This is a genomic window from Streptosporangium becharense, from assembly GCF_014204985.1.
GTDB lineage: Bacteria > Actinomycetota > Actinomycetes > Streptosporangiales > Streptosporangiaceae > Streptosporangium > Streptosporangium becharense.
On sequence record NZ_JACHMP010000001.1, the window covers coordinates 7,230,221 to 7,250,264 of the forward strand.

Genomic DNA, 20,044 nt, shown 5'->3' on the forward strand with positions numbered 1-20,044 from the left:
CGAAGACGTGAAGTTCCGATCAGACCCCGCTTCCATCCGGGGCTCCATCGCCCCCGTGGTCACCCCGTTCACCGCCGGCGGCGACGTGGACCTCGACGCGCTGCGCGGCCTGGTGCGCTGGCAGCTGGAGTCGGGCTCGCACGGCATCTCCCTGGGCGGTTCGACCGGGGAGCCCGGCGCGCAGAGCGCCGGGGAACGGATCGCCGCGATGGAGGCCGTCGCCGGGGTCGTGGCCGACAGGGTGCCGTTCCTGCCGGGCACGGGGTCGGCGAAGCTGGAGGAGACCCTCCGCATCACCGCCGCCGCCCGCGAGCTCGGCGCCGACGCGGCCCTGGTGATCACGCCGTACTACGCCCGGCCCACCCAGGAGGCGCTGTACACCTGGTACACCACCGTCGCCCGGGAGTTCCCCGACCTGCCGATCGTGATCTACAACGTGCCGTCCAGGACGGCGGTCGACATCGACCCGGACACGGTGGCGCGGATCCGCCGCGACAACGACAACGTCGTCGGCATCAAGGAGACCACCAAGGACTTCGAGCACTTCTCCCGGGTGCTGCACAGGTGCGGGCGTGACTTCCTGATGTGGTCGGGCATCGAGCTGCTCTGCCTGCCGCTGCTCGCGCTCGGCGGCGCCGGTTTCGTCAGCGCGGTCGCCAACATCGCGCCGCGCGCCGTCGCCCGCATGTACGAGGCGTGGACGGCCGGGGACACCGAGACCGCCCTCGACCTGCACTACGCCCTGCACCCCCTGGTCGACCTGCTGTTCGTCGAGACCAACCCGGCCCCGGCCAAGGCGGTGCTCGAATCGCGTGGCCTGATCCCGTCCGGCCACGTGCGTCCGCCCCTCATCACGCCCACGGCGGCGGGCCTGGCCACGATCGACGCGCTCCTCGACCAGGGGAGCGACCTGCTCGCGGAGGAGCTGTACCCTCGATGACCGACTATCCGGAACTGATCGAGCACTACATCGGCGGACGCCGGGTGCCGAGCCTGGACGGCTCCGCCGTCGACGTGCTCGAACCGGTGCGCAACACGCCGTACACCAGGGTCGCGGCGGGCAAGGCCGCCGACGTCGCCGAGGCGGTGGCCGCCGCCCGCCAGGCGTACGAGAGCGGGCCGTGGCCGTCGATGCGGACCCGCGAGCGGGCCGTGATCCTGAACCGGATCGCCGACGCCATCGAGGCGCGCGGGGCACGGATCGCCGAGATGGAGGCGCACGACACCGGCCTGCCGATCACCCAGGCGCGCGGGCAGGCGGCCCGCGCCGCGGAGAACTTCCGGTTCTTCGCCGACGTGATCGTCGCCTCCGGTGACGAGGCGTACAGCGTGCCGGGCAGCCAGCTCAACTACGTGACGCGCAAGCCGATCGGCGTGGCCGGCCTGATCACGCCGTGGAACACGCCGTTCATGCTGGAGACCTGGAAGCTGGCGCCGGCGCTGGCGTCGGGATGCACGCTGGTGCTGAAGCCCGCGGAGTGGTCGCCGCTCAGCGCCTCGGCGCTCCCCGACATCATGGAGGAGGCGGGCGTCCCCGCCGGGGTGTTCAACATCGTGCACGGCATCGGCGAGGAGGCCGGGGCGGCGCTGGTGGAGCACCCGGACGTGCCGATCATCTCGTTCACCGGTGAGACCACCACCGGCAAGATCATCATGAGGAGCGCGGCCGAGCACCTCAAGACCCTGTCCATGGAGCTGGGCGGCAAGTCCCCCGTGCTGGTGTTCGCGGACGCCGACCTGGACGCCGCCCTCGACTCCGCGGTCTTCGGGATCTTCTCGCTCAACGGCGAGCGGTGCACGGCCGGGTCGCGGATCCTCGTCGAACGGTCCGTCTACGAGGAGTTCACCGCCCGGCTGGCCGAGCGCGCGGACAAGGTGCGGGTCGGCCTGCCCGGCGATCCCGCGACCGAGGTCGGAGCGTTGATCCACCCCGAGCACCACGCCCGGGTGCTCGACTATGTGCGGATCGGCACCGGGGAGGGGGCCCGCCTGGTGGCCGGGGGAGTGGTCCCCGGCGAGCTGGCCGGCGGCAACTTCCTGCGGCCGACCGTCTTCGCCGACGTGACACCGCAGATGCGGATCTTCAACGAGGAGATCTTCGGCCCGGTCGTCTGCGTCACCCCCTTCGACACCGAGGAGGAGGCGGTCGCGCTGGCCAACGCCACCCGGTACGGCCTGGCCGGTTACGTGTGGACCGGCGACCTCAAGCGGGGCCACCGGGTCGCCGGCGCCGTGGAGTCGGGGATGCTCTGGCTCAACTCGCACAACGTCCGTGACCTGCGCACCCCGTTCGGCGGGATCAAGGCCAGCGGCCTGGGGCGTGAGGGCGGGCGGCACAGCATCGACCTCTACACCGAGCCGAAGATCGTGCACGTCGCCCTGGGGGACACCCACGTGCCCCGGTTCGGTGCCTGATATAGCTATTCGTCACGATATAGGGAGAAAAATATGGATTCCGAGCTGGTAGCCGCGTTGGCCGGCGTCCCGAAGGCGGACTTCTCCGACCCGGCGGCGGCCCGTGCCCACGTGACGGCGTCCATCCGGGCGAAGAAGACCGAGGTCGAGGGCATCGACCGGCTGAAGGTCGAGGACCGGCTCATCCCGGGCCCCGACGGCGCCCCGGACGTCCCGGTGCGGATCTACACGCCGATCGGGGTCGAGGGCCCGCTGCCCGCCGCGCTCTACTTCCACTCGGGCGGCTTCGTGGTCGGCAGCGTGGAGGCCGAGCACGCCGACGCGGCCGGGTTCGCGCTGGCCGCCGACGCGGTCGTCGTCTCCGTGGACTACCGGCTCGCCCCCGAGAATCCTTACCCCTCGGCCCTGGAGGACTGCTACGCCGCGCTGGTGTGGGTCGTGGGCAACGCGGCGGAGCTCGGTGTCGACGCCGAGCGCGTCGCGGTCTCCGGCAGCAGCGCGGGCGGCGGCCTGTCGGCCGCGCTCTGCCTGCTGGCGCGCGACCGGGGCGGCCCCGCGATCTGCTTCCAGCTCCTGCTCATCCCCGAGCTGGACGACCGGCTGGACACCCCGTCCATGCTGGCCTCGACCGACACCCCGATGTGGAACAAGCCGCTGGCGGAGATCAGCTGGCGGTACTACCTGGGCGAGGACCGCGGTCCCGACGTGCCGATCTACGCCGCCCCCGCGCGGGCCCGGGTGGAGGACCTCGCCGGGCTGCCCCCGGCGTACGTCCAGACCGCCGAGCACGACCCGCTCCGTGACGAGGGCCTGCTCTACGCCCTCAAGCTGCTCCAGGCCGGGGTGCCGGTGGAGATCCACCAGTACGCCGGAACGTTCCACGGCTCCTACGTGATCCGCACGGCCGCCGTCTCCGTCCGGCAGGTCGAGGAGATGCGGGCCGCGCTGCGCCGGGCGTTGCGCGGCTGACATCGCGTCGCAACAAAGGGCGAGGCGTTATTTAACATAACGGTCGGTCCCTAACTATGGACACCCGGTTAAATCTAGGGAATCATAGTAATCAATTAAACGGTTCCGCCTCAGGTGGAGCCATCTGATCCCTCTCCATCCCCCATCCGGTCGGGCGGCGCGCGGGTCCCTGTCGTGAAACCTCCGGCGGGGACCCACAGCCGGAGCGCCCCGGCCCGAGCGGGACAGACGCTGTGAGGAGACACGTGTGAAGAGGACCCATGGCGCGGCTGCCCTCCTGGCACTGAGCGGGCTGACCCTGACCGCGTGCGGCGGTTCCGCGGGCCCCGCCCCGGGAGCGGCCTCGGGCGGCGGCGGTTACGCCACCGGAGCCACCCTGACCATGGCGATCCCGGCGGACCCCGGCAGCCTGCACCCGCTGCTCAACGCCACCGGTGAAGCCGCGACGGTGAAAGCGTTCACCTACGACCAGCTCATCGGGATGACCGGCGACGGCAAGCTCGTCCCCCAGCTCGCGGAGAAGTGGGAGTCCACCCCCACCAAGGCGACGTTCACCCTTCGCAAGGGCATCACCTGCGTGGACGGCACCGCGCTGACCGCCAAGACGGTCGCCGACAACTTCCGGTTCGTCGCCGACACCGAGAACGGGTCGCCGTTCATCGGCGCGTACGTCCCGGCCGGCGTGAAGGTCGAGCACGACGACGCGGCGGGCACCGTCACGATCACCTCGAAGGACCCCGCCAGCTTCCTGGCCCGGATGGTCGGCCTCATGCCGATCGCCTGCGCCAAGGCGATCGAGAACCCCGAGGCGGTCACCGCCACCGCGGAGGGGACCGGCCCCTACAAGCTGACCCAGGTCAACCCGGGCCAGAGCTACACCCTCGAACTCCGCCAGGACTACGCCTGGGGACCGGAGGGGGCGACCACGAAGACCGAGGGCCTGCCCGCCAAGGTCGTGCTCCAGGTCGTGCCCAGCCAGACCACGGCCGCCAACATGCTGCTGGCCGGCCAGCTCGGCATCGCCAACGTCAACGGGCCCGACCGGACCCGCGTGGTGGCCGTCCCCGGCGTGACCACCGTGGACATCCCGACCCGGCCCGGCCTGGTCTTCTTCAACCACTCCGAGGGCAGGCCCGGCGCCGACCCCGGCCTCCGCAAGGCCCTGGCGATGGCGATGGACCGCTCCGCCCTCGGCAAGGTCAGCTCCGCCGGGCTCGGCCGGCCGCTGACCACCCTGGTCACCTCCGACCCCGCTCCCTGCACCGGGCGTCCGGTCGACGACGTGGTCCCCGCCCACGACGTGGAAGGCGCCAAGGCCGCGCTCGACGCGCTCGGCTGGAAGGCCGGCGCCGACGGCGTGCGCGAGAAGGACGGCAAGCGGCTGGCCGTCTCCCTCCTCTACCCCACCAGGGACGGCGCGCCGCTCGCCTCGGCGGTCGAACTGCTCGCCCAGCAGTGGAAGGCCGTCGGCGTCGAGGTCACCCCCAAGCCGGCCGCGGGAGCCCAGGTGACCGACGTGCTGTTCAAGACCAGGGACTTCGACGTCTCCTGGACGCCCATCGACACCGAGCTGCCCTCGATGTGGACCGGCATCCTGTCCGGGCCGACCCCGCCGAAGGGCGGCAACTTCTCCGGCACCGACAACGCCGAGTACCAGCGCCTGTCCACCGCGGCCCAGGGCAAGGAGGGCGACGCGAGCTGCGGCGACTGGATCGACGCCGAACGTGCCCTGTTCAAGGAGGCCGACCTGGTGCCCGTCGTGGTGAACGTCAACTCCTACTTCGGCAAGGGCGTCGAGTTCCGGATGGCGAAGGGCCTGATCGTGCCGACCAGCATCCGGATGCTGAAGGGCTGACGTCCTTGACGGTCAAGCGATTCCCCGCGGGCGCGGCGGCCTTCCTCGCACGGAGGCTGACGCGCCTGCTCGTCGCGGTCGTGGTCGTGGTGACGATCTCCTTCGCCATGATCCACCTGACGCCCGGCGACCCGATCCGCACGGCGCTCGGGCCGACCGCGCCAGAGGAACTGGTCGCGGCCAGGCGGGCCGCGCTCGGCCTGGACCAGCCGCTGCTCACGCAGTACGTGACCTACGTCCGCGGTCTGCTCACCGGCGACCTCGGCCACTCCTTCGTCAACGGCCAGAGCGTCACCGAGGTGGTCGCCACCCGGCTGCCCGGCACCGTCCAGCTCGCCGCGCTCTCCCTCGGCCTGGTCCTGCTGCTGGCGGTGCCCACCGGCCTGCTGGTCGCGGTGCTCACCCGGGACGGCAGACGGCGCGGCCTCGAACTCGGCTACACCGCGGTGACGAGCGTCTTCCACGCCGTCCCCGAGTATCTGCTCGCCGTCGGCCTGGTCTTCCTCTTCGCGGTGACCTGGCCGGTCTTCCCCGTCGCGGGGATCGTCGGCCCGAGCTCCTACGTGCTGCCGGTCCTCTCCCTGGCCATCGTGCCGCTGGCGGTGCTCACCCGCATCGCCAGAGCGGAGTCGCTACGTGCCCTCGGCGCCGACTACGTGCGCACCGCCAGGGGCAAACGGCTCTCCCCGCGCCTGGTCTACTTCCGGCACGTCCTGCCGAACACGCTCACGGCCGTGCTCACCCTCGGCGGGACCATGGTCACCGGCCTCATCGTGAGCAGCGTCCTGGTGGAGAAGGTCTTCAACTGGCCCGGCCTGGGCTCGATGATCGTCCAGTCCATCGAGCTGCAGGACTACGGCCTCGTCCAGGGGATCACGCTGGTCTACGCGGTCGTCGTCCTGGTGGCCAACCTCATCGTGGACATCGTCCTCGGCCTGCTCGACCGTCGTACGACCCTGAGGGAGGAGACGGCATGAGCGCTCGCTCGCGGCGTGCCGCGCTGACCGGCCCGCTCGGCGTGGCGAGCCTGATCCTGGTGGCAGCGTTCGTCGTCCTCGCCGTGGTCGCGCCACTGCTGTGGGGGGAGCGGGCCGACCTCGTCGACCCGGAGGCGATGAACCAGGGGCCGGGCCCCGACCACCCCCTGGGCACCGACAACCTCGGACGCGACATCCTCGCCCGCGCGCTCGTCGCCACCCGGCTGTCGCTGACCATGGCGCTCGTCGCCACCTTCGCCGGGGCGGTGGCCGGCACCGCGCTGGGCGTCCTGCCGGCCGCGTTCGGCCCCAGGACGCGCCGCTGGTTCGCCGCCGTCATCGACGTGTGGCTCGCGTTCCCCGTCCTGCTGCTCGCCATGTTCGTCTCGATCATGCTGGGCACCGGCACCACGGCCTCCGTGATCGCGCTCGCGCTGACCATGGTCCCGTCGTTCGCCCGCCTGGCGCAGACGCTGTCGGCCTCGGTCGGCGGCTCGGAGTACCTGGCCGCCGCCAAGGTGCTGGGCATACCCCGGCGCCGCCAGCTCCTGCGCTACGTGCTGCCCAACATCGCCGAGCCGCTGATCCTCAACACCACGATCTCCATCGGCGGCGGGCTGCTCGCGCTGTCGAGCCTGAGCTTCCTCGGCATCGGCGTCAAGGCGCCCGACTACGACTGGGGCCGCATGCTGGGGGAGGGGCTCGGCGCCATCTACACCACGCCCACCGCCGCGCTCGCCCCCGCCGTGATGATCGTCCTGGCCGGGGTGGCCTTCAGCATGCTGGGCGAGACCCTCGCCAAGGCCGTACGCGGCGACGCCCGGCACACCGGGCCCCGGCGGGCCGAGCGCAAACGCCCCGCGCCGCTCGCGACCACGGAACGGGACGACGACGTCCTGCTCGACGTCGCGGGACTTCGGGTGACGTTCCCCGGCGGCGCCACCCCCGTGCGCGAGGTCACCTTCCAGGTGCGGCCCGGCGAGATCGTCGGCATCGTCGGCGAGTCCGGCAGCGGCAAGAGCGTGACGGCGCTCGCCGTCGCCGGGCTGCTGCCCTCCTCCGCCGTCGTCCAGGCGGACCGCATCACCTTCGACTCCCACGACCTGCGCGGCCGGACCGAGGCGGAACTGCGCGGTCTGCTCGGCACCCGGATGGGATTCGTCCCGCAGGACCCGATGACCTCCCTCAACCCCGCGCTCAGGGTGGGCAGGCAGCTCGCCGAGGTCGTCGAACACCACAACGGCACCCCGAAGGCACCCGCCTGGCGACTCGCCGTCGAGCGGCTGGCGGGGGTGCGCATCGCCGACCCCGAGCGGCGGGCGGGGCAGTTCCCGCACGAGTACTCCGGCGGCATGCGCCAGCGCGCGCTCATCGCGATGGCGCAGATGGAACGGCCGAAGCTGATCATCGCCGACGAGCCGACCACGGCCCTCGACGTCACCGTGCAGCGGCACGTGCTGCGGCTCATCGCCGAGGCGTCCCGCGAGCACGGCACCGCGGCCGTCGTGGTCTCGCACGACATCGCGCTGCTCGCCGGCCTCTGCACCCGGCTCCTGGTCATGTACTGCGGGCGGATCGTGGAGGAGATCGACGTCGCCTCGCTGCGGGAGGCCGCGCACCCGTACACGCGGGCCCTGCTCGGCGCGCTGCCCGACCTGGACACCGACCGGTCGCTGCCGCTCACCACCATCCCCGGACGGCCCCCCACACCGGCGGAGTTCGGCGCCGGATGCGCGTTCGCGCCGCGGTGCGGCCTCGCCGGGCCCGAGTGCGAACACGACGACCCGCCGCTCCTCACCCTGGGCGAGGGCCGCAGGCTCGCCTGCCCACGCGTACGAGAGGAGACGACCGTTCATGGGAGCGCTTGAGATCCGCGGGCTGACCGTGCGCTACGGACGCGGCAAGTCGGCGGTCACCGTCCTGCACGGCATCGACCTGGACGTCCCCGACGGGGGCGTCCTCGGACTGGTCGGCGAGTCCGGCTCGGGCAAGTCGACCGTCGCGCGCGCCGTGGTCGGGCTGGTCCGGCCGGCGTCGGGGTCGATCCGCCTGGACGGCACCGAGGTGCGAGGCGCCGCCGACCGCCGCGTCCAGATGGTCTTCCAGGACCCCTACGCCTCGCTGAACCCCCGGATGGCCGTGGGCGAGTCCATCGAGGAGGTCCTCGCCGTCCACACCACGCTCGCCCGCCGTGACCGCGCCGCGGAGGCCGCCCGCCTCCTCGACCTGGTCCACCTGCCCGCCCAGGTCACCGCAAGACACCCGGGTGACCTGTCCGGCGGCATGCGGCAGCGGGTCGCCATCGCCAGGGCACTCGCCGCACGCCCCGAGGTGCTCGTGGCCGACGAGATCACCTCGGCGCTCGACGCCTCCGTCCAGGCCGCGGTGCTCAACCTGCTCCGCGACATCCGGCGGGAGCTCGGCCTTTCCATGCTCTTCATCTCGCACAACCTCGCGGTGGTGCGCTACGTCAGCGACGAGGTCGCCGTGCTCAACCTCGGCCGGGTGGTCGAGTCGGGCCCGGCCGACGAGCTGGTCGGCGCACCACGCCACCCCTACACGCGCGAGCTGGTCGAGGCGGTGCCGAGCCTGTCGGCGCCGCGCGACTACCTCGCCGGCTGATCGAAGGAGATTCCGTGGCACTGCCCGACCCGCATTCGCACCGTGACGACACCCAGCCGACCGTCGAGCACCTGAGCTGGGACGTCCGGGCGGACTTCGACTCCCGGGTGCTGGACGCCGTGGCCGAGCTGCGCCTGGCCGGAGCCCGGCCCGGCCCGCTCGACCTGGACACCCGCGACCTGGAGATCACGTCGGTGACCGCCGGAGACGCCGAGCTCGCCTGGGAACTCGGCGCACCCGACCCCGTCATGGGATCCCGGCTCCGCATCGAGCTGCCCGAGGGGGCCGGCACCGTCCGCATCGCGTACCGGACCTCGCCCGGTTCGACCGCGCTCCAGTGGTGCCTGCCCGAGCAGACCGCGGACGGCACCCACCCGTTCCTCTACAGCCAGTGCCAGACCATCCACGCCCGCTCCATGGTGCCGATCCAGGACACCCCCGCCGTGCGCTTCTCGTACGAGGCCACGCTGCGCGTCCCGGCCGAGCTGACCGCGCTCATGTCCGCCACCACCACCTCCGTCTCCACCTCCGGCGACGAGGGTGTGTACGGCTTCCGGCAGGACCAGACCATGCCCTCCTACCTCCTGGCGCTCGCCGTCGGGCGGCTCGACGGCAAGGAGATCGGGCCGCGCAGCATCGTCTGGGCCGAACCGTCGGTGCTGGAGGCCGCGGCCTGGGAGTTCGCCGAGGTCGAGGAGATGGTGACCACCGCCGAGGACATCCTGGGCCCCTACGCCTGGGGCCGCGTCGACCTGCTCGTGCTGCCGCCCAGCTACCCGTACGGCGGCATGGAGAACCCCCAGCTCATCTTCCTCACCCCCACGCTGATCACCGGTGACCGCTCCCTGGTCGCCCTCCTCGCGCACGAGATCGCGCACGCCTGGACCGGGAACCTGGTGACCGCCGCGTCCCTCGACCACTTCTGGGTCAACGAGGGCTTCACGATCTACGCCGAGCGTGAGATCACCTCCCGCATGGTCGGCCGGGACCTCACCGAGCTCCAGGCCGCGGTGGGCCGCAGCGACCTGGAGAAGGACCTGCACTACCTCGCCGACCGGCCCGAGCTGACCTGCCTGCGGCTGCGCCTGAACGGGGTGGACCCCGACGTCGCCTCCTCCTACGTCGCCCTGGAGAAGGGCTACCTGTTCCTGCGCGCCATCGCCGAGAGCGTCGGCGCCGACCGGTTCCGCCGGTTCCTGCGCGACTACCTGGACACCTTCCGGTTCCGTGCGCTCACCGGCGAGGACGTCGTGGCCTACGCCCGCGCCGAACTGTCCGAGGCGGTGGACTACGACGAGTGGCTGTTCGGCACCGGGCTCCCCGACGACGCGCCGACGATCGTCTCCCCGCTGCTGGACGCGGTGCGCGCGGTCGGCCAGACCGTGCCGGACGAGGAGACCGCCGGCCGGTGGAGCGCCGACGAGTGGCAGGCCTACCTGGCCGGGCTGCGGGCGCCGCTGCCGGCGGAGCTGATGGAGGAGCTCGACGCCCGGTTCGGCCTGACCACCAGCGCCAACCAGGAGATCCTGCGGCTGTGGCTGCTCGTGGCGCTCCGCTCCGGTTACCGGCCCGCCGTGCCGGCGACGATCGACCTGCTGGGCAGGGTGGGGCGGCTGAAGTTCCTCAAGCCGCTCTACGACGCGCTGGCCGACGACCCCGAGACCCGGGAACTGGCCGAGGAGTGCTTCGCCCGCAACGGCGGCAGGTACCACCCGATCGCGACCACCGTCATCACGGCCCGCCTGGCCAAGGCCGCCCAGGCCGCCCAGGGGGAGCAGTCGGCCTGACCCGGGGGCCCGGCCCCCGGCCGCACCCGGAAGGCGGCCGGGCCGACACCGGAACGCCGGACGGCGCCGGACGGCACTGTCTCCGCGTCTACCGGCCGGGCCGGTCCCGCGCTCGGAACGCGGCGGCCTTGGCCCGGTTGCCGCAGCCGCGCATGTCACACCAGCGGCGGGAACGCCGGTGCGAGGAGTCGACGTAGAGCCGGGTGCAGGGGGCGGCCTCGCACTCGCGGATCAGCGCGGCGTCCGGGCCGCCGAACAGTTCGACGGCCGCCCGCGCTGCGGTGGCCAGGGCGGCCCGCAGGTCTCCGGTCCGCTCCAGGCCGCCGCCGTCACGCAGCCTGACACCGGCCGGTGCCCGCTCGGCGGTGCGGTTGAGCAGTTCGCGGTCGGCCGCCTTGAACGGGGCCCCGTCGCGGGCGGCGGACGCCAGCCGATAGATCGCCTCACGCACCGACACCGCCCGGGCCAGGTCCTCCTCGCTCACGGCGGGCACGGCGTCGAGGAGCCGCGCGGCGACCGTCCATCGGGCCAGGTCCGCGGGCGTCGCCAGCAGATCGACGCGTTCGCCCCGGCGATGCCCCACCGTCCCGGCCAGGTCGAGACCGAGGTTTCCACTGACGAAGGTGAACTCCACCCGTACATAGTAACCGTGTTGACAGGTTACTTGGTGAGCCGCCAAGGTAAGTAACCGCCAAATGTGGTTACTTCTTGGGAGGAGTGCTCGCGATGCCCCAAACCTCTGCGGACACGGCGGGTCCGCCTGTCCGCACCCCGCGGCGGTACGGCCCCAACCACCGATGGGTCGTCCTGTCCGTGGGCGTGGCCGCACAGGCGAGCTTCTCGGCGATGTTCTCCGGCATCCCGGTCACCGGGATCACCATGCGCGCCGACTACCACCTGTCCACCGGCGAGCTCGGCCTGGTCCTGGGCTGCCTGGGACTCGGCGTGGCGGTGTCCGACATCGTGTGGGGACTGTTGACCGACCGGTTCGGAGACCGGCGGATCCTGCTCACCGGGTTGACCGCCACCGGTGCGCTGCTGGTGGCCATGGCCGTCGCCGTCACCCCCGGTGACCGGGCCGGGATGCCCCTGCTGGCGGCGTGCATGCTGGCCGCCGGAGCGCTGGGCGGCAGCGTCAACGCCTCCTCCGGCCGTGCGATCATGACCTGGTTCACCGACGGACAGCGCGGATTCGCGATGAGCGTCCGCCAGACCGCGATCCCGGCGGGCGGCGCCGTCGGGGTCGCCCTGCTGCCCGGCCTGGCCGCGGCGTACGGCTTCCGTGTGGTCTACGCGGTGCCGGCCGCGTTCTGCCTGCTCGCCGCCGCGGCGGCCTGGCGCTGGCTGCACGAACCGGACCGGGTGCCCGCCCCCGCGGCGGACCGGCCCGAGGCGGACCGTTCCGAGGCGGCGCGTTCCCCCCTTCTCCGCTGGGACGTCTGGCGGCTGGCCCTGGCCAGCGGCCTGCTCACCGTCCCGCAGATCGCCGTGCTGTCCTTCACCGCCATCTTCCTCCACGACGCCAAGGGTGCCGACGTGGCCCTGGCCAGCCTGACCGTCTTGATCGCCCAGCTCGGGGGTGGCGCGGCCCGTATCTGGACCGGCAGGCGCAGCGACCGGCGCGGCGACCGCCGTGCCCACATCCGCGGCATCGGCGCGCTCACGGCACTGGTCATGGCCGGTGCGGCCGTCCTCACCCACGCACCCACCCCGCTGACCGTCGCCGCCCTGGCGCTCGGCGGTCTGCTGGCCAACGCCTGGCACGGCGTCGCCTACACCGAGATCGCCGCCATGTCCGGTCCGTCCCGGGCCGGGACCGCCCTCGGTCTCGAAGGCACCACGATCTTCACCGCGGCGTTCCTCACTCCGCTCCTCATCCCCGCCGTGCTCACCTTCGCCTCCTGGGAGACGGTCTGGGCACTCGCGGCCGTGGCGCCGCTGCTCGCCGTCCCCCTCACACCCGGCGGCCCGCGCTCTCGGCTCCGGTAGCCGTCGCGGCGGCCGACGCGCTCGTCGCGGTGCCCGCCTCACGGCACGTCGCGCGGGGCGTCAGCGTCGCTGCCGCTGGTGGTGAACGGTTTCGTCCGGCGCTGACCGGGAGGCGGGCGGCCGATCGCCGTGATCATGGTTTTGGCGGGAATACCCGCTCCGAGAAACCCGGGTGCCCCCCGGGAAGGCCATGGTCGTCGGTCGTCAGGGGAGGGCGATTGTGCAGACTTTCCTGCCCTACCCGGATTTCGCCGGCACGGCGCGGGTGCTCGACCCGCGCAGGCTCGGCAAGCAGCGAGTCGAGACGCTCCAGGTGCTGCGGGCGCTGACCGTGCCCGGGTACGGCTGGCGTCATCACCCGGCCGTGCGGATGTGGGCCGGCTACGAGGAGGCGCTGGTCCGCTACGGCCTGGAGGTGTGCGGGCAGTGGTGCTCCACGGGCCGGGCCGACACCTGCGCGGGCACGCTGGCCCGGGAACTGGCGGAACGCTGCGGCATCTCCGTCCCCCGCTCCCAGCCGCAACTGGAGACCGCCGCAGAGCTGCCGCCCTGGCTCGGCGACGACGACCTGCACCGCAGCCACCGCTCGGCCCTGCTGCGCAAGGACCCCGGTTTCTACGGCCCCCTGTTCGGCGACGAGCCGGCCGACCTCCCCTATGTCTGGCCCGTCTCCGGCCGTCCCCCGTCCTGCCCGCCCGCCGGCTGACGCGCTCGACCTCCCCTGGCGTTCACCGGCGGAGGTGGGGAACCTGCCGTCGTCGTCCGTGCTCCACGTGCCGCGGGACACCCCGGCCCTGCGGCTCTCGTCGCCGGGCACCCCGGGGTTGCTCATCGCGATGGGCCCCGGCTTCCGCGCCGGGCCCGTCCTGCCGCGCCGGTAGCGGCGCGTCCCCGGCATCGCGCGCGGCGGTTCGCGGCCCCCGGCCGGGACGCGGCCCGGCACGGCGGGTTCGATTCCCGGCCGTCCCGTTCTATGTTCTGAAGAGTGGACCCGCGAAGGCGTGTGCCCCGCACCGACACCGTGCTCTCCGACCCGCGGCTGGTCGCGGCGGCGGGACGGCTGGGGCGTTCCGTCGTCAAGGACGCCGTGGCGTACGCCCAGCGCCGTGCCCGTCAGGGTGCCCTCGCCCCCGAGGAGGTCGCCGACGCGGCCGTGGCCGCGCTTCCGGCTCATCCCGGCGGCCTGCGAGCTGTGATCAACATGACCGGGGTGATCGTCCACACCAACCTCGGCCGGGCGCCGCTGTCGCCGGCGGCCGTCGCCGCGACGGCCGTCGCCGCGGGGTACGCGGACGTGGAGTTCGACCTGGCCGCCGGCGTCCGAGCCCGCCGTGGGCGGGGCACGATGGACGCCCTCGCACGGGCGGTGCCCGCCGCCGAAGACGTGCACGTGGTCAACAACAACGCCGCGGCACTCGTGCTGGTGGCGACCGCGCTCGCCGCCGGGCGGGAGATCGTGATCAGCAGGGGCGAGCTGGTGGAGATAGGGGACGGGTTCCGCATTCCCGACCTGCTCGTCTCCACCGGCGCGCGGTTGCGTGAGGTGGGAACCACCAACCGCACCTCGTACGCCGACTACCGGGCGGCCGTGGGCCCGGACACAGGGCTCGTGCTCAAGGTGCACCCGTCGAACTTCCGGATCGAGGGCTTCACCGGAGCGGCCGGTATCACCGAGCTGAGCGGGCTCGGCGTGCCCGTCGTGGCCGACATCGGCTCGGGCCTGCTCGCCAGGGAGCCGCTGCTTCCCGACGAGCCCGACGCGGCGACCGCGCTGGCGGCCGGGGCCGACCTGGTCACAGCCAGCTGCGACAAGCTGCTCGGCGGGCCGCAGGCGGGTCTGCTGCTCGGCCGCCGGGACCTGGTTGAGCGGTGCAGGCGACATCCGCTCGCCCGCGCGCTCCGGGTGGACAAACTGACGCTGGCCGCGTTGGAGGCCACCCTGCGGGGGCCGGCCGCTCCCGTCCGGCTGGCGTTGCACGCCGATCCCGCGGTGCTGCGCGAGCGTGCCGCGGCGCTCGCCGCCGGGCTGGCCGAGGCCGGTGTCGACGCGTGTGCCGTGCCGAGCGAAGCCGCCGTGGGCGGTGGGGGAGCACCCGGGGTGACGCTGCCGAGCGCGGCGGTCAGCCTGCCGGAGCGGTTCGCGGTTCCACTGCGGACCGGTGATCCTCCCGTCGTGGGACGGGTGGAGGGCCGTCGCCTCCTGCTCGACCTGCGTGCCCTGCCCGCCGACCGGGACGGTGACGTGATGCGGGCGATCCTTGAGGCGGAGGGTTCCATGCCGGCTGGTTCTACGACGGGTGGTTCCACCGGTGGTTCTACGACGGGTGGTTCCATGCCGGCTGGTTCCGCGACGGGCGGCTCCGCGGCACGTGGCGCCACGTCGGACGGCCCCGGGGAGGACGGCTGATGCACGTCGTCGCCACGGCGGGCCACGTCGACCACGGAAAGTCCACCCTGGTGCGCGCGCTCACCGGGATGGAGCCCGACCGGCTGGCCGAGGAGCGGCGGCGGGGGCTGACCATCGAACTCGGCTACGCCTGGACGACCCTGCCCTCGGGGGAGCGGCTGGCCTTCGTCGACGTCCCCGGGCACGAACGCTTCCTCGGCACGACGCTGGCCGGGGTCGGCCCGGCGCCCGCCGTCATGTTCGTGGTCGCGGCCGACGAGGGCTGGATGCCGCAGTCGGAGGAGCACCTGGTGGCGCTGGAGACCCTCGGCGTGCGGCACGCGCTGCTCGTGGTGACCCGCGCCGACCTCGCCGACCCCGCCCCGGTCATGGCGCGGGCCCGTTCCCGTCTGGCGGCGGGCCGCCTGGGCGGGGCCGAGGCGCTGGCGGTGAGCGGACGCACCGGCCTGGGCATGGACGAGTTGCGGCGGGCCCTCGACCGTCTGGTGGCCGCACTGCCCGTACCTGACCCCGGTGCGCCGGTGCGGCTCTGGATCGACCGTGCCTTCAGTGTTCGCGGCAGCGGCACGGTCGTCACCGGGACACTCCCCGAGGGCACCGTCGCCGTCGGTGACGAACTGGATCTCGCCGGTTCCCCGGCGCGGGTCCGGGCACTGGAGTGCCTGAAGGAGCCGGTGACCTCGGTGTCCGGTGTGGCCCGGGTCGCGGTCAACCTGCGGTGCCGGGATCCCGCCGGACGCGGCCTGGCCCTGGTCTCGCCGGGCATGTGGACGTACACCGACCTGGTCGACGCGCGGCTGCGGCCGGCCGGGCCCGAGGTCGCCCCGTGGGAGCGTCCCCGGCACCCGATTCCGGGGAAGTCCGGGCGGACGGGACCGGTGGGGCGGCCGGACGCGACGGACGCGGACGACGGGGACGGCACGGGCGGGATGGACGCTCTGCCGTCCCGGTTGACCGCGCACCTGGGGTCGGCGGCGGTGACGTGCACGGTCCGGCCGCTCGGCGGCCGGCTGGTCCGGTTGCGCCTGGCCGCCGCGTTGCCGCTGCACGTGGGCGACGTCCTGTTGCTGCGCGACCCCGGCCGTGCCCGCGGCGAGGTGCGGGTGCTCGCCGCGGCGAGCGTTCTCGACGTGCGTCCGCCCGAGCTGGTACGCCGGGGTGCGGCACGGGAACGGGCCGCCCTGCTGGCGGGGGCCGGGCCGGACGCGACGTCCCTGCTGCGCGCGCACCGGCTGCTGCGCGCCGCCGCCCTGCTGGCCATGGGCGCTCCTGCGGCTGTCGAACCCGTGTGCGGTGACTGGCACGCCGACCCGGCGTACTGGTCGCGGCTGGGGAAGCGGCTCGACGAGACGGTGCGGCGGTACGCCGCGACGCACCCCCTGGAGCCCGGCATGCCGGTGGAGGCGGTCCGTCACGCCCTCGGCCTGCCCGAACGGCGGCTGGTCCTCGCGCTGGTCCGGCCCCCGCTCACGCTGGACGCCGGACGGATCGTGAGCGGGCCCGCGGGCCTGCCCGCCCCGGTCGCGCGTGCCGTCGAGCGGCTCCGCGCCGAGCTGTCCTCGCGTCCCTTCCTGGCCCCGGAGGCGGGTCGCCTGGCCGAGCTGGGGCTGGGCGCCCGCGAGCTGGCGGCGGCCGTGCGGGCGGGAGCCCTGCTCCGGGTGGCCGAGGGGGTCGTCCTGCAGCCCGGTGCCGACGTCCGTGCGGCGGCGCTGCTGGCCCGGCTGCCGCAGCCGTTCACGGTCAGCGAGGCCGGAAAGGCGCTCGGCACCAGCCGCAGGGTCGCCGTTCCGCTGCTGGAGCTCCTCGACCGCAGGGGGCTCACCCAGCGGGTCGACGAGATCCATCGCCGCTGCCGGCCGGACACCGGTGACCGCGGGGGAGGATGAGCACGGGGCCGCGGGTCGGACCGGCCGACGCCGGAAAGACCGAACGCGGGCCCGATCCGGTGAGCCGGGTCCGGTGGGCCTGGTCCGGTGGGTCCGGTCCGATGGGCCTGGTCCGGCGGGGCCGATGAGCCTGGTCCGATGGATCCGGTCCGGCGGGTCCGAAGCCTGGAGCCCGCATCCGCAGCCGAGCCGGTCATCCCTGTTCGATCTTGTTGTATGCGGCTGACCCGAGTAAGGTCGAACTGAATGGGTTGTTTGTCGTAATTCTTGCGCCGGGAGCCGGGGCGAGAAGTCCCGGTCCCACGCCAGGGCTGGGGGCGCCTATGGCCGTCTACGAATATCTCTGCCCACGGTGCGGGCGGTTCGATGTCCGGTTGCCGATCGGAACCGCGCCCGCCGCCCGTGACTGCCCCGGCTGTGCGTCCGACGCCCCGCGCGTCTTCTCGCCGCCGAACCTGCCCCGGATGCGTCCGGCGCTGTCGGCCGCCCTCGGCAGGGAGGAGCGGAGCCGCGAGGCACCGGAGGTGGTCTCCGACATCCCGCGGCAACGCCGCCGCCGGCGACCGCCGCACCCGGCCCTGGCTCACCTGCCCAAACCATGACCACGCGACCGGCGAGCCCGGTGGTGCGTGACCTGTGAGCATGCGACTCCACGGCCATGCGACCACGTGACCCGTGGGCGTGCGGCCCCGCCGGCACGCGAGCGGATGGGCGGCGGAAAGACCGCGCCGGCAGGTGGGCAACAGAAAAAGGCAGGAAAGCACAACCGTGAGCAACGGAACACAGGACCACACGTCTATGCGCTCGTAACCGCGACGACTGAGGCACGGCGAGGGCTGGCGGCACCCCGGTGCGGCCACGGCCCGCCATGGCCATGGGCACGACCATGGCGCGACCGGCATTCGTAGGTCACCCTGCCCACCGATCACAACCCGTTACAACCCATCACAGACGCTTGGAGGTGTCGCCGATGGGGTCAGTCGGACTTCTTTACGTCGGCGCGGTGCTCTTCATCAACGGACTGATGCTGCTGGGTAAGGTCGAAGCGCGCTCGGCGGGCATCTTCAACCTCTTCGTCGGAGCGCTGCAGGTGATCGTACCCACGGTCCTGATCATCACCTCCGGGGGGAGGACGGAGGCGGTCCTCGGCGCGTCCGGGATCTACCTCTTCGGCTTCACCTACCTGTACGTGGGGATCGGCCTGCTCGGCGGGTTCGACACCACCGGGGTCGGTTACTTCTCACTGTTCGTCGCGGTCATGGCGCTGGGCTACGCGTTCGTGAACTTCCAGCTTCTGAACGACAGGCCGTTCGGCGTCATCTGGCTCTACTGGTCCTTCCTGTGGTTCCTCTTCTTCCTGCTGCTGGGGCTGAAACACGACCACCTCACCACCTACACCGGGTGGGTGACGGCGATCCAGGGGTGGGTCACCGCGGCCCTCCCGTCGTTCCTGCTCCTCAGCGGCTACTGGCAGAACTGGAACCAGAACCTCATCGCGACCGTCCTCGCCGTGTTCGGCGTGGTGGTGTTCGGCGTCCTGTGGGCGCTGACCGGGAAACGGGGGACGGCCGCCACCCGCGCCGGCCGCGCCGGAGGAGAGACCCTCGCCGCCCACTAGGCCGCCCGCCGGCCCGTTCCCGCCACCGACGAGAGCGGGGTCACAGGGGGTCACAGGGGGCGAACACCTACAGATCAAGTACGGGGAGGAGGGATGCCGGCTGTTGACATCCGATCATCGCATCAGTCCCAACAGGAGTATCTGTCATGCCAGAGACGGTTTTCAGCGTAGATCAGACGAAGTCCATGCGTGACCAGGACGTGCCCGGCCACAACCGATGGCACCCCGACATCCCCGTGGCCGCCATGGTGCGGCCGGGAGACGAGTTTCGTGTCGAGTGCCGGGAGTGGACCGACGCCCAGATACACAACAGCGACACGTCCAACGACGTGCGGGACGTCGACCTGACCCACGCGCACATGCTGAGCGGTCCCATCGGAGTCGAGGGGGCGGAGCCCGGCGACCTGCTGGTGGTCGACATCCTCGACCTCGGCCCGGTTCCCCAGCAGGTCGGTGAGGCGCCGGGACAGGGATGGGGGTACACCGGCATCTTCGCCAAGGCGAACGGCGGCGGCTTCCTGACCGACTACTTCCCGGACGCCTACAAGGCCATCTGGGACTTCCACGGCATCCACGCGACGTCACGTCACCTGCCCGGTGTCCGCTACACCGGCATCACCCACCCGGGCCTGTTCGGTACGGCGCCGTCGGCGGAACTGCTCTCCAGCTGGAACCAGCGGGAGCAGGCGCTCATCGACACCGACCCCGAGCGGGTCCCGCCGCTGGGTCTTCCTCCGCTGGTCGACAACACCCTGGCCGGTACGGCGAACGGTGAGGTGGCCGAGCGGATCGCCCGCGAGGGCGCCCGTACCGTGCCCGCACGGGAGAACGGCGGCAACCACGACATCAAGAACTTCACCCGTGGGTCGCGCGTCTTCTACCCCGTCCACGTCAGGGACGCCAAGCTCTCCGGCGGAGACCTGCACTTCAGCCAGGGAGACGGGGAGATCACCTTCTGCGGCGCCATCGAGATGGGAGGCTTCATCGACTTCCACGTCGACCTCATCAAGGGCGGCATGGAGAAGTACGGCATCACCACCAACCCGGTCTTCATGCCCGGCAACATCGAACCCCGCTACTCGGAGTTCCTGACGTTCATCGGCGTCTCGGTCGATCACGACTCGAACACGAACTACTACCTCGACGCGACGGTGGCCTACCGCCGGGCATGCCTCAACGCCGTGGAGTACCTCAAGAAGTGGGGTTACACGGGCGAACAGGCGTACCTGCTCCTGGGCTCGGCGCCCATCGAGGGGCGGATCAGCGGTGTCGTCGACATCCCGAACGCGTGCTGCTCGCTCTACCTGCCCACGGCGATCTTCGACTTCGACGTGCGTCCGAACATGGACGGGCCCGTCAGCCGAGACCGCGGACAGTGCGCCGTGGCGTCCTGACCGGCACCGGCCGGTGCGACCGCGGTCGCACCGGCCTCGGCGGGCGGCGGTCACGGCCCCCGTCAACGGCCTCCGCGCCTGGTGCGGAGGCCGGGAAGGGAGAGGCGGAGGGACGGAGAGGAAGC

16 protein-coding genes are annotated in these 20,044 nt (G+C 72.6%); 15 read left to right on the top strand and 1 reads right to left on the bottom strand.

Features of this window, described 5'->3' with window-relative positions:
* The first annotated feature begins 7 nt into the window (after nucleotides 1-7).
* The 8 genes from dapA to F4562_RS31275 all read left to right on the top strand — a co-directional run bounded on the left by dapA (nucleotide 8) and on the right by F4562_RS31275 (nucleotide 10,625).
* A complete protein-coding gene (gene dapA, locus F4562_RS31240) occupies nucleotides 8-940 on the top strand; it encodes a 4-hydroxy-tetrahydrodipicolinate synthase (protein ID WP_184540273.1) in 933 nt (310 codons plus the stop codon).
* Nucleotides 937-2,415, top strand: a complete 1,479-nt coding sequence (hpaE, locus tag F4562_RS31245; RefSeq protein WP_184540275.1) for a 5-carboxymethyl-2-hydroxymuconate semialdehyde dehydrogenase — start codon at nucleotides 937-939, stop codon at nucleotides 2,413-2,415. The genes dapA and hpaE overlap by 4 nt, the downstream gene beginning before the upstream one ends.
* 33 nt (nucleotides 2,416-2,448) lie before the next feature.
* Nucleotides 2,449-3,384 (top strand): alpha/beta hydrolase, encoded by a 936-nt coding sequence (locus tag F4562_RS31250; RefSeq protein WP_184540277.1) that lies wholly within the window; start codon nucleotides 2,449-2,451, stop codon nucleotides 3,382-3,384.
* Nucleotides 3,385-3,631: 247 nt separating this feature from the next.
* Nucleotides 3,632-5,239 (top strand): ABC transporter substrate-binding protein, encoded by a 1,608-nt coding sequence (locus tag F4562_RS31255; RefSeq protein ID WP_184540279.1) that lies wholly within the window; start codon nucleotides 3,632-3,634, stop codon nucleotides 5,237-5,239.
* A gap of 5 nt (nucleotides 5,240-5,244) precedes the next feature.
* A complete protein-coding gene (locus F4562_RS31260; protein ID WP_221206570.1) occupies nucleotides 5,245-6,216 on the top strand; it encodes an ABC transporter permease in 972 nt (323 codons plus the stop codon).
* Nucleotides 6,213-8,084, top strand: a complete 1,872-nt coding sequence (locus tag F4562_RS31265) for a dipeptide/oligopeptide/nickel ABC transporter permease/ATP-binding protein (protein WP_184540282.1) — start codon at nucleotides 6,213-6,215, stop codon at nucleotides 8,082-8,084. Before F4562_RS31260 ends, F4562_RS31265 begins: the two co-directional genes overlap by 4 nt.
* The gene (locus tag F4562_RS31270) at nucleotides 8,071-8,838 is read left to right on the top strand and encodes an ABC transporter ATP-binding protein (RefSeq protein WP_184540284.1); all 768 of its coding nucleotides are present in this window, start codon (nucleotides 8,071-8,073) and stop codon (nucleotides 8,836-8,838) included. Before F4562_RS31265 ends, F4562_RS31270 begins: the two co-directional genes overlap by 14 nt.
* A gap of 14 nt (nucleotides 8,839-8,852) precedes the next feature.
* A complete protein-coding gene (locus tag F4562_RS31275) occupies nucleotides 8,853-10,625 on the top strand; it encodes a M1 family metallopeptidase (protein WP_184540286.1) in 1,773 nt (590 codons plus the stop codon).
* 88 nt (nucleotides 10,626-10,713) lie between these two features.
* On the opposite strand, the gene F4562_RS31280 is transcribed toward F4562_RS31275, so the two are convergent.
* On the bottom strand, nucleotides 10,714-11,259 hold the full coding sequence (locus F4562_RS31280) for a CGNR zinc finger domain-containing protein (RefSeq protein ID WP_184540288.1): 546 nt from the start codon (nucleotides 11,257-11,259) through the stop codon (nucleotides 10,714-10,716).
* Nucleotides 11,260-11,351: 92 nt separating this feature from the next.
* Between F4562_RS31280 and F4562_RS31285 the strand changes: the two genes are divergently transcribed.
* The 7 genes from F4562_RS31285 to fmdA all read left to right on the top strand — a co-directional run bounded on the left by F4562_RS31285 (nucleotide 11,352) and on the right by fmdA (nucleotide 19,919).
* Complete coding sequence (locus F4562_RS31285) at nucleotides 11,352-12,614, top strand: MFS transporter (protein WP_184540289.1); 1,263 nt, start codon at nucleotides 11,352-11,354, stop codon at nucleotides 12,612-12,614.
* 220 nt (nucleotides 12,615-12,834) lie between these two features.
* A complete protein-coding gene (locus F4562_RS31290) occupies nucleotides 12,835-13,320 on the top strand; it encodes an MSMEG_6728 family protein (protein WP_184540291.1) in 486 nt (161 codons plus the stop codon).
* Between the two features lie 279 nt (nucleotides 13,321-13,599).
* Nucleotides 13,600-15,021 carry an L-seryl-tRNA(Sec) selenium transferase gene (gene selA / locus F4562_RS31295; RefSeq protein WP_184540293.1) on the top strand — a complete coding sequence of 474 codons (1,422 nt, stop codon included), beginning with the start codon at nucleotides 13,600-13,602 and terminating at the stop codon, nucleotides 15,019-15,021.
* A complete protein-coding gene (locus F4562_RS31300) occupies nucleotides 15,021-16,907 on the top strand; it encodes a SelB domain-containing protein (protein ID WP_184540295.1) in 1,887 nt (628 codons plus the stop codon). The genes selA and F4562_RS31300 overlap by 1 nt, the downstream gene beginning before the upstream one ends.
* A 323-nt stretch (nucleotides 16,908-17,230) precedes the next feature.
* Nucleotides 17,231-17,509, top strand: a complete 279-nt coding sequence (locus tag F4562_RS31305; RefSeq protein WP_184540297.1) for an FmdB family zinc ribbon protein — start codon at nucleotides 17,231-17,233, stop codon at nucleotides 17,507-17,509.
* Nucleotides 17,510-17,877: 368 nt separating this feature from the next.
* Nucleotides 17,878-18,525: an AmiS/UreI family transporter gene (locus F4562_RS31310; protein WP_184540299.1), complete on the top strand. Its 648-nt coding sequence runs from the start codon at nucleotides 17,878-17,880 to the stop codon at nucleotides 18,523-18,525.
* A 146-nt stretch (nucleotides 18,526-18,671) separates the two neighbouring features.
* Nucleotides 18,672-19,919, top strand: a complete 1,248-nt coding sequence (gene fmdA, locus F4562_RS31315) for a formamidase (RefSeq protein WP_184540301.1) — start codon at nucleotides 18,672-18,674, stop codon at nucleotides 19,917-19,919.
* Nucleotides 19,920-20,044: the final 125 nt, after the last annotated feature.

Coding starts and splice junctions, on each gene's coding strand:
- fmdA (WP_184540301.1), top strand. CDS start 18,672: ATGCCAGAGACGGTTTTCAGCGTAGATCAGACGAAGTCCATGCGTGAC.
- hpaE (WP_184540275.1), top strand. CDS start 937: ATGACCGACTATCCGGAACTGATCGAGCACTACATCGGCGGACGCCGG.
- F4562_RS31250 (WP_184540277.1), top strand. CDS start 2,449: ATGGATTCCGAGCTGGTAGCCGCGTTGGCCGGCGTCCCGAAGGCGGAC.
- F4562_RS31305 (WP_184540297.1), top strand. CDS start 17,231: ATGGCCGTCTACGAATATCTCTGCCCACGGTGCGGGCGGTTCGATGTC.
- F4562_RS31285 (WP_184540289.1), top strand. CDS start 11,352: ATGCCCCAAACCTCTGCGGACACGGCGGGTCCGCCTGTCCGCACCCCG.
- F4562_RS31300 (WP_184540295.1), top strand. CDS start 15,021: ATGCACGTCGTCGCCACGGCGGGCCACGTCGACCACGGAAAGTCCACC.
- F4562_RS31270 (WP_184540284.1), top strand. CDS start 8,071: ATGGGAGCGCTTGAGATCCGCGGGCTGACCGTGCGCTACGGACGCGGC.
- F4562_RS31310 (WP_184540299.1), top strand. CDS start 17,878: ATGGGGTCAGTCGGACTTCTTTACGTCGGCGCGGTGCTCTTCATCAAC.
- F4562_RS31265 (WP_184540282.1), top strand. CDS start 6,213: ATGAGCGCTCGCTCGCGGCGTGCCGCGCTGACCGGCCCGCTCGGCGTG.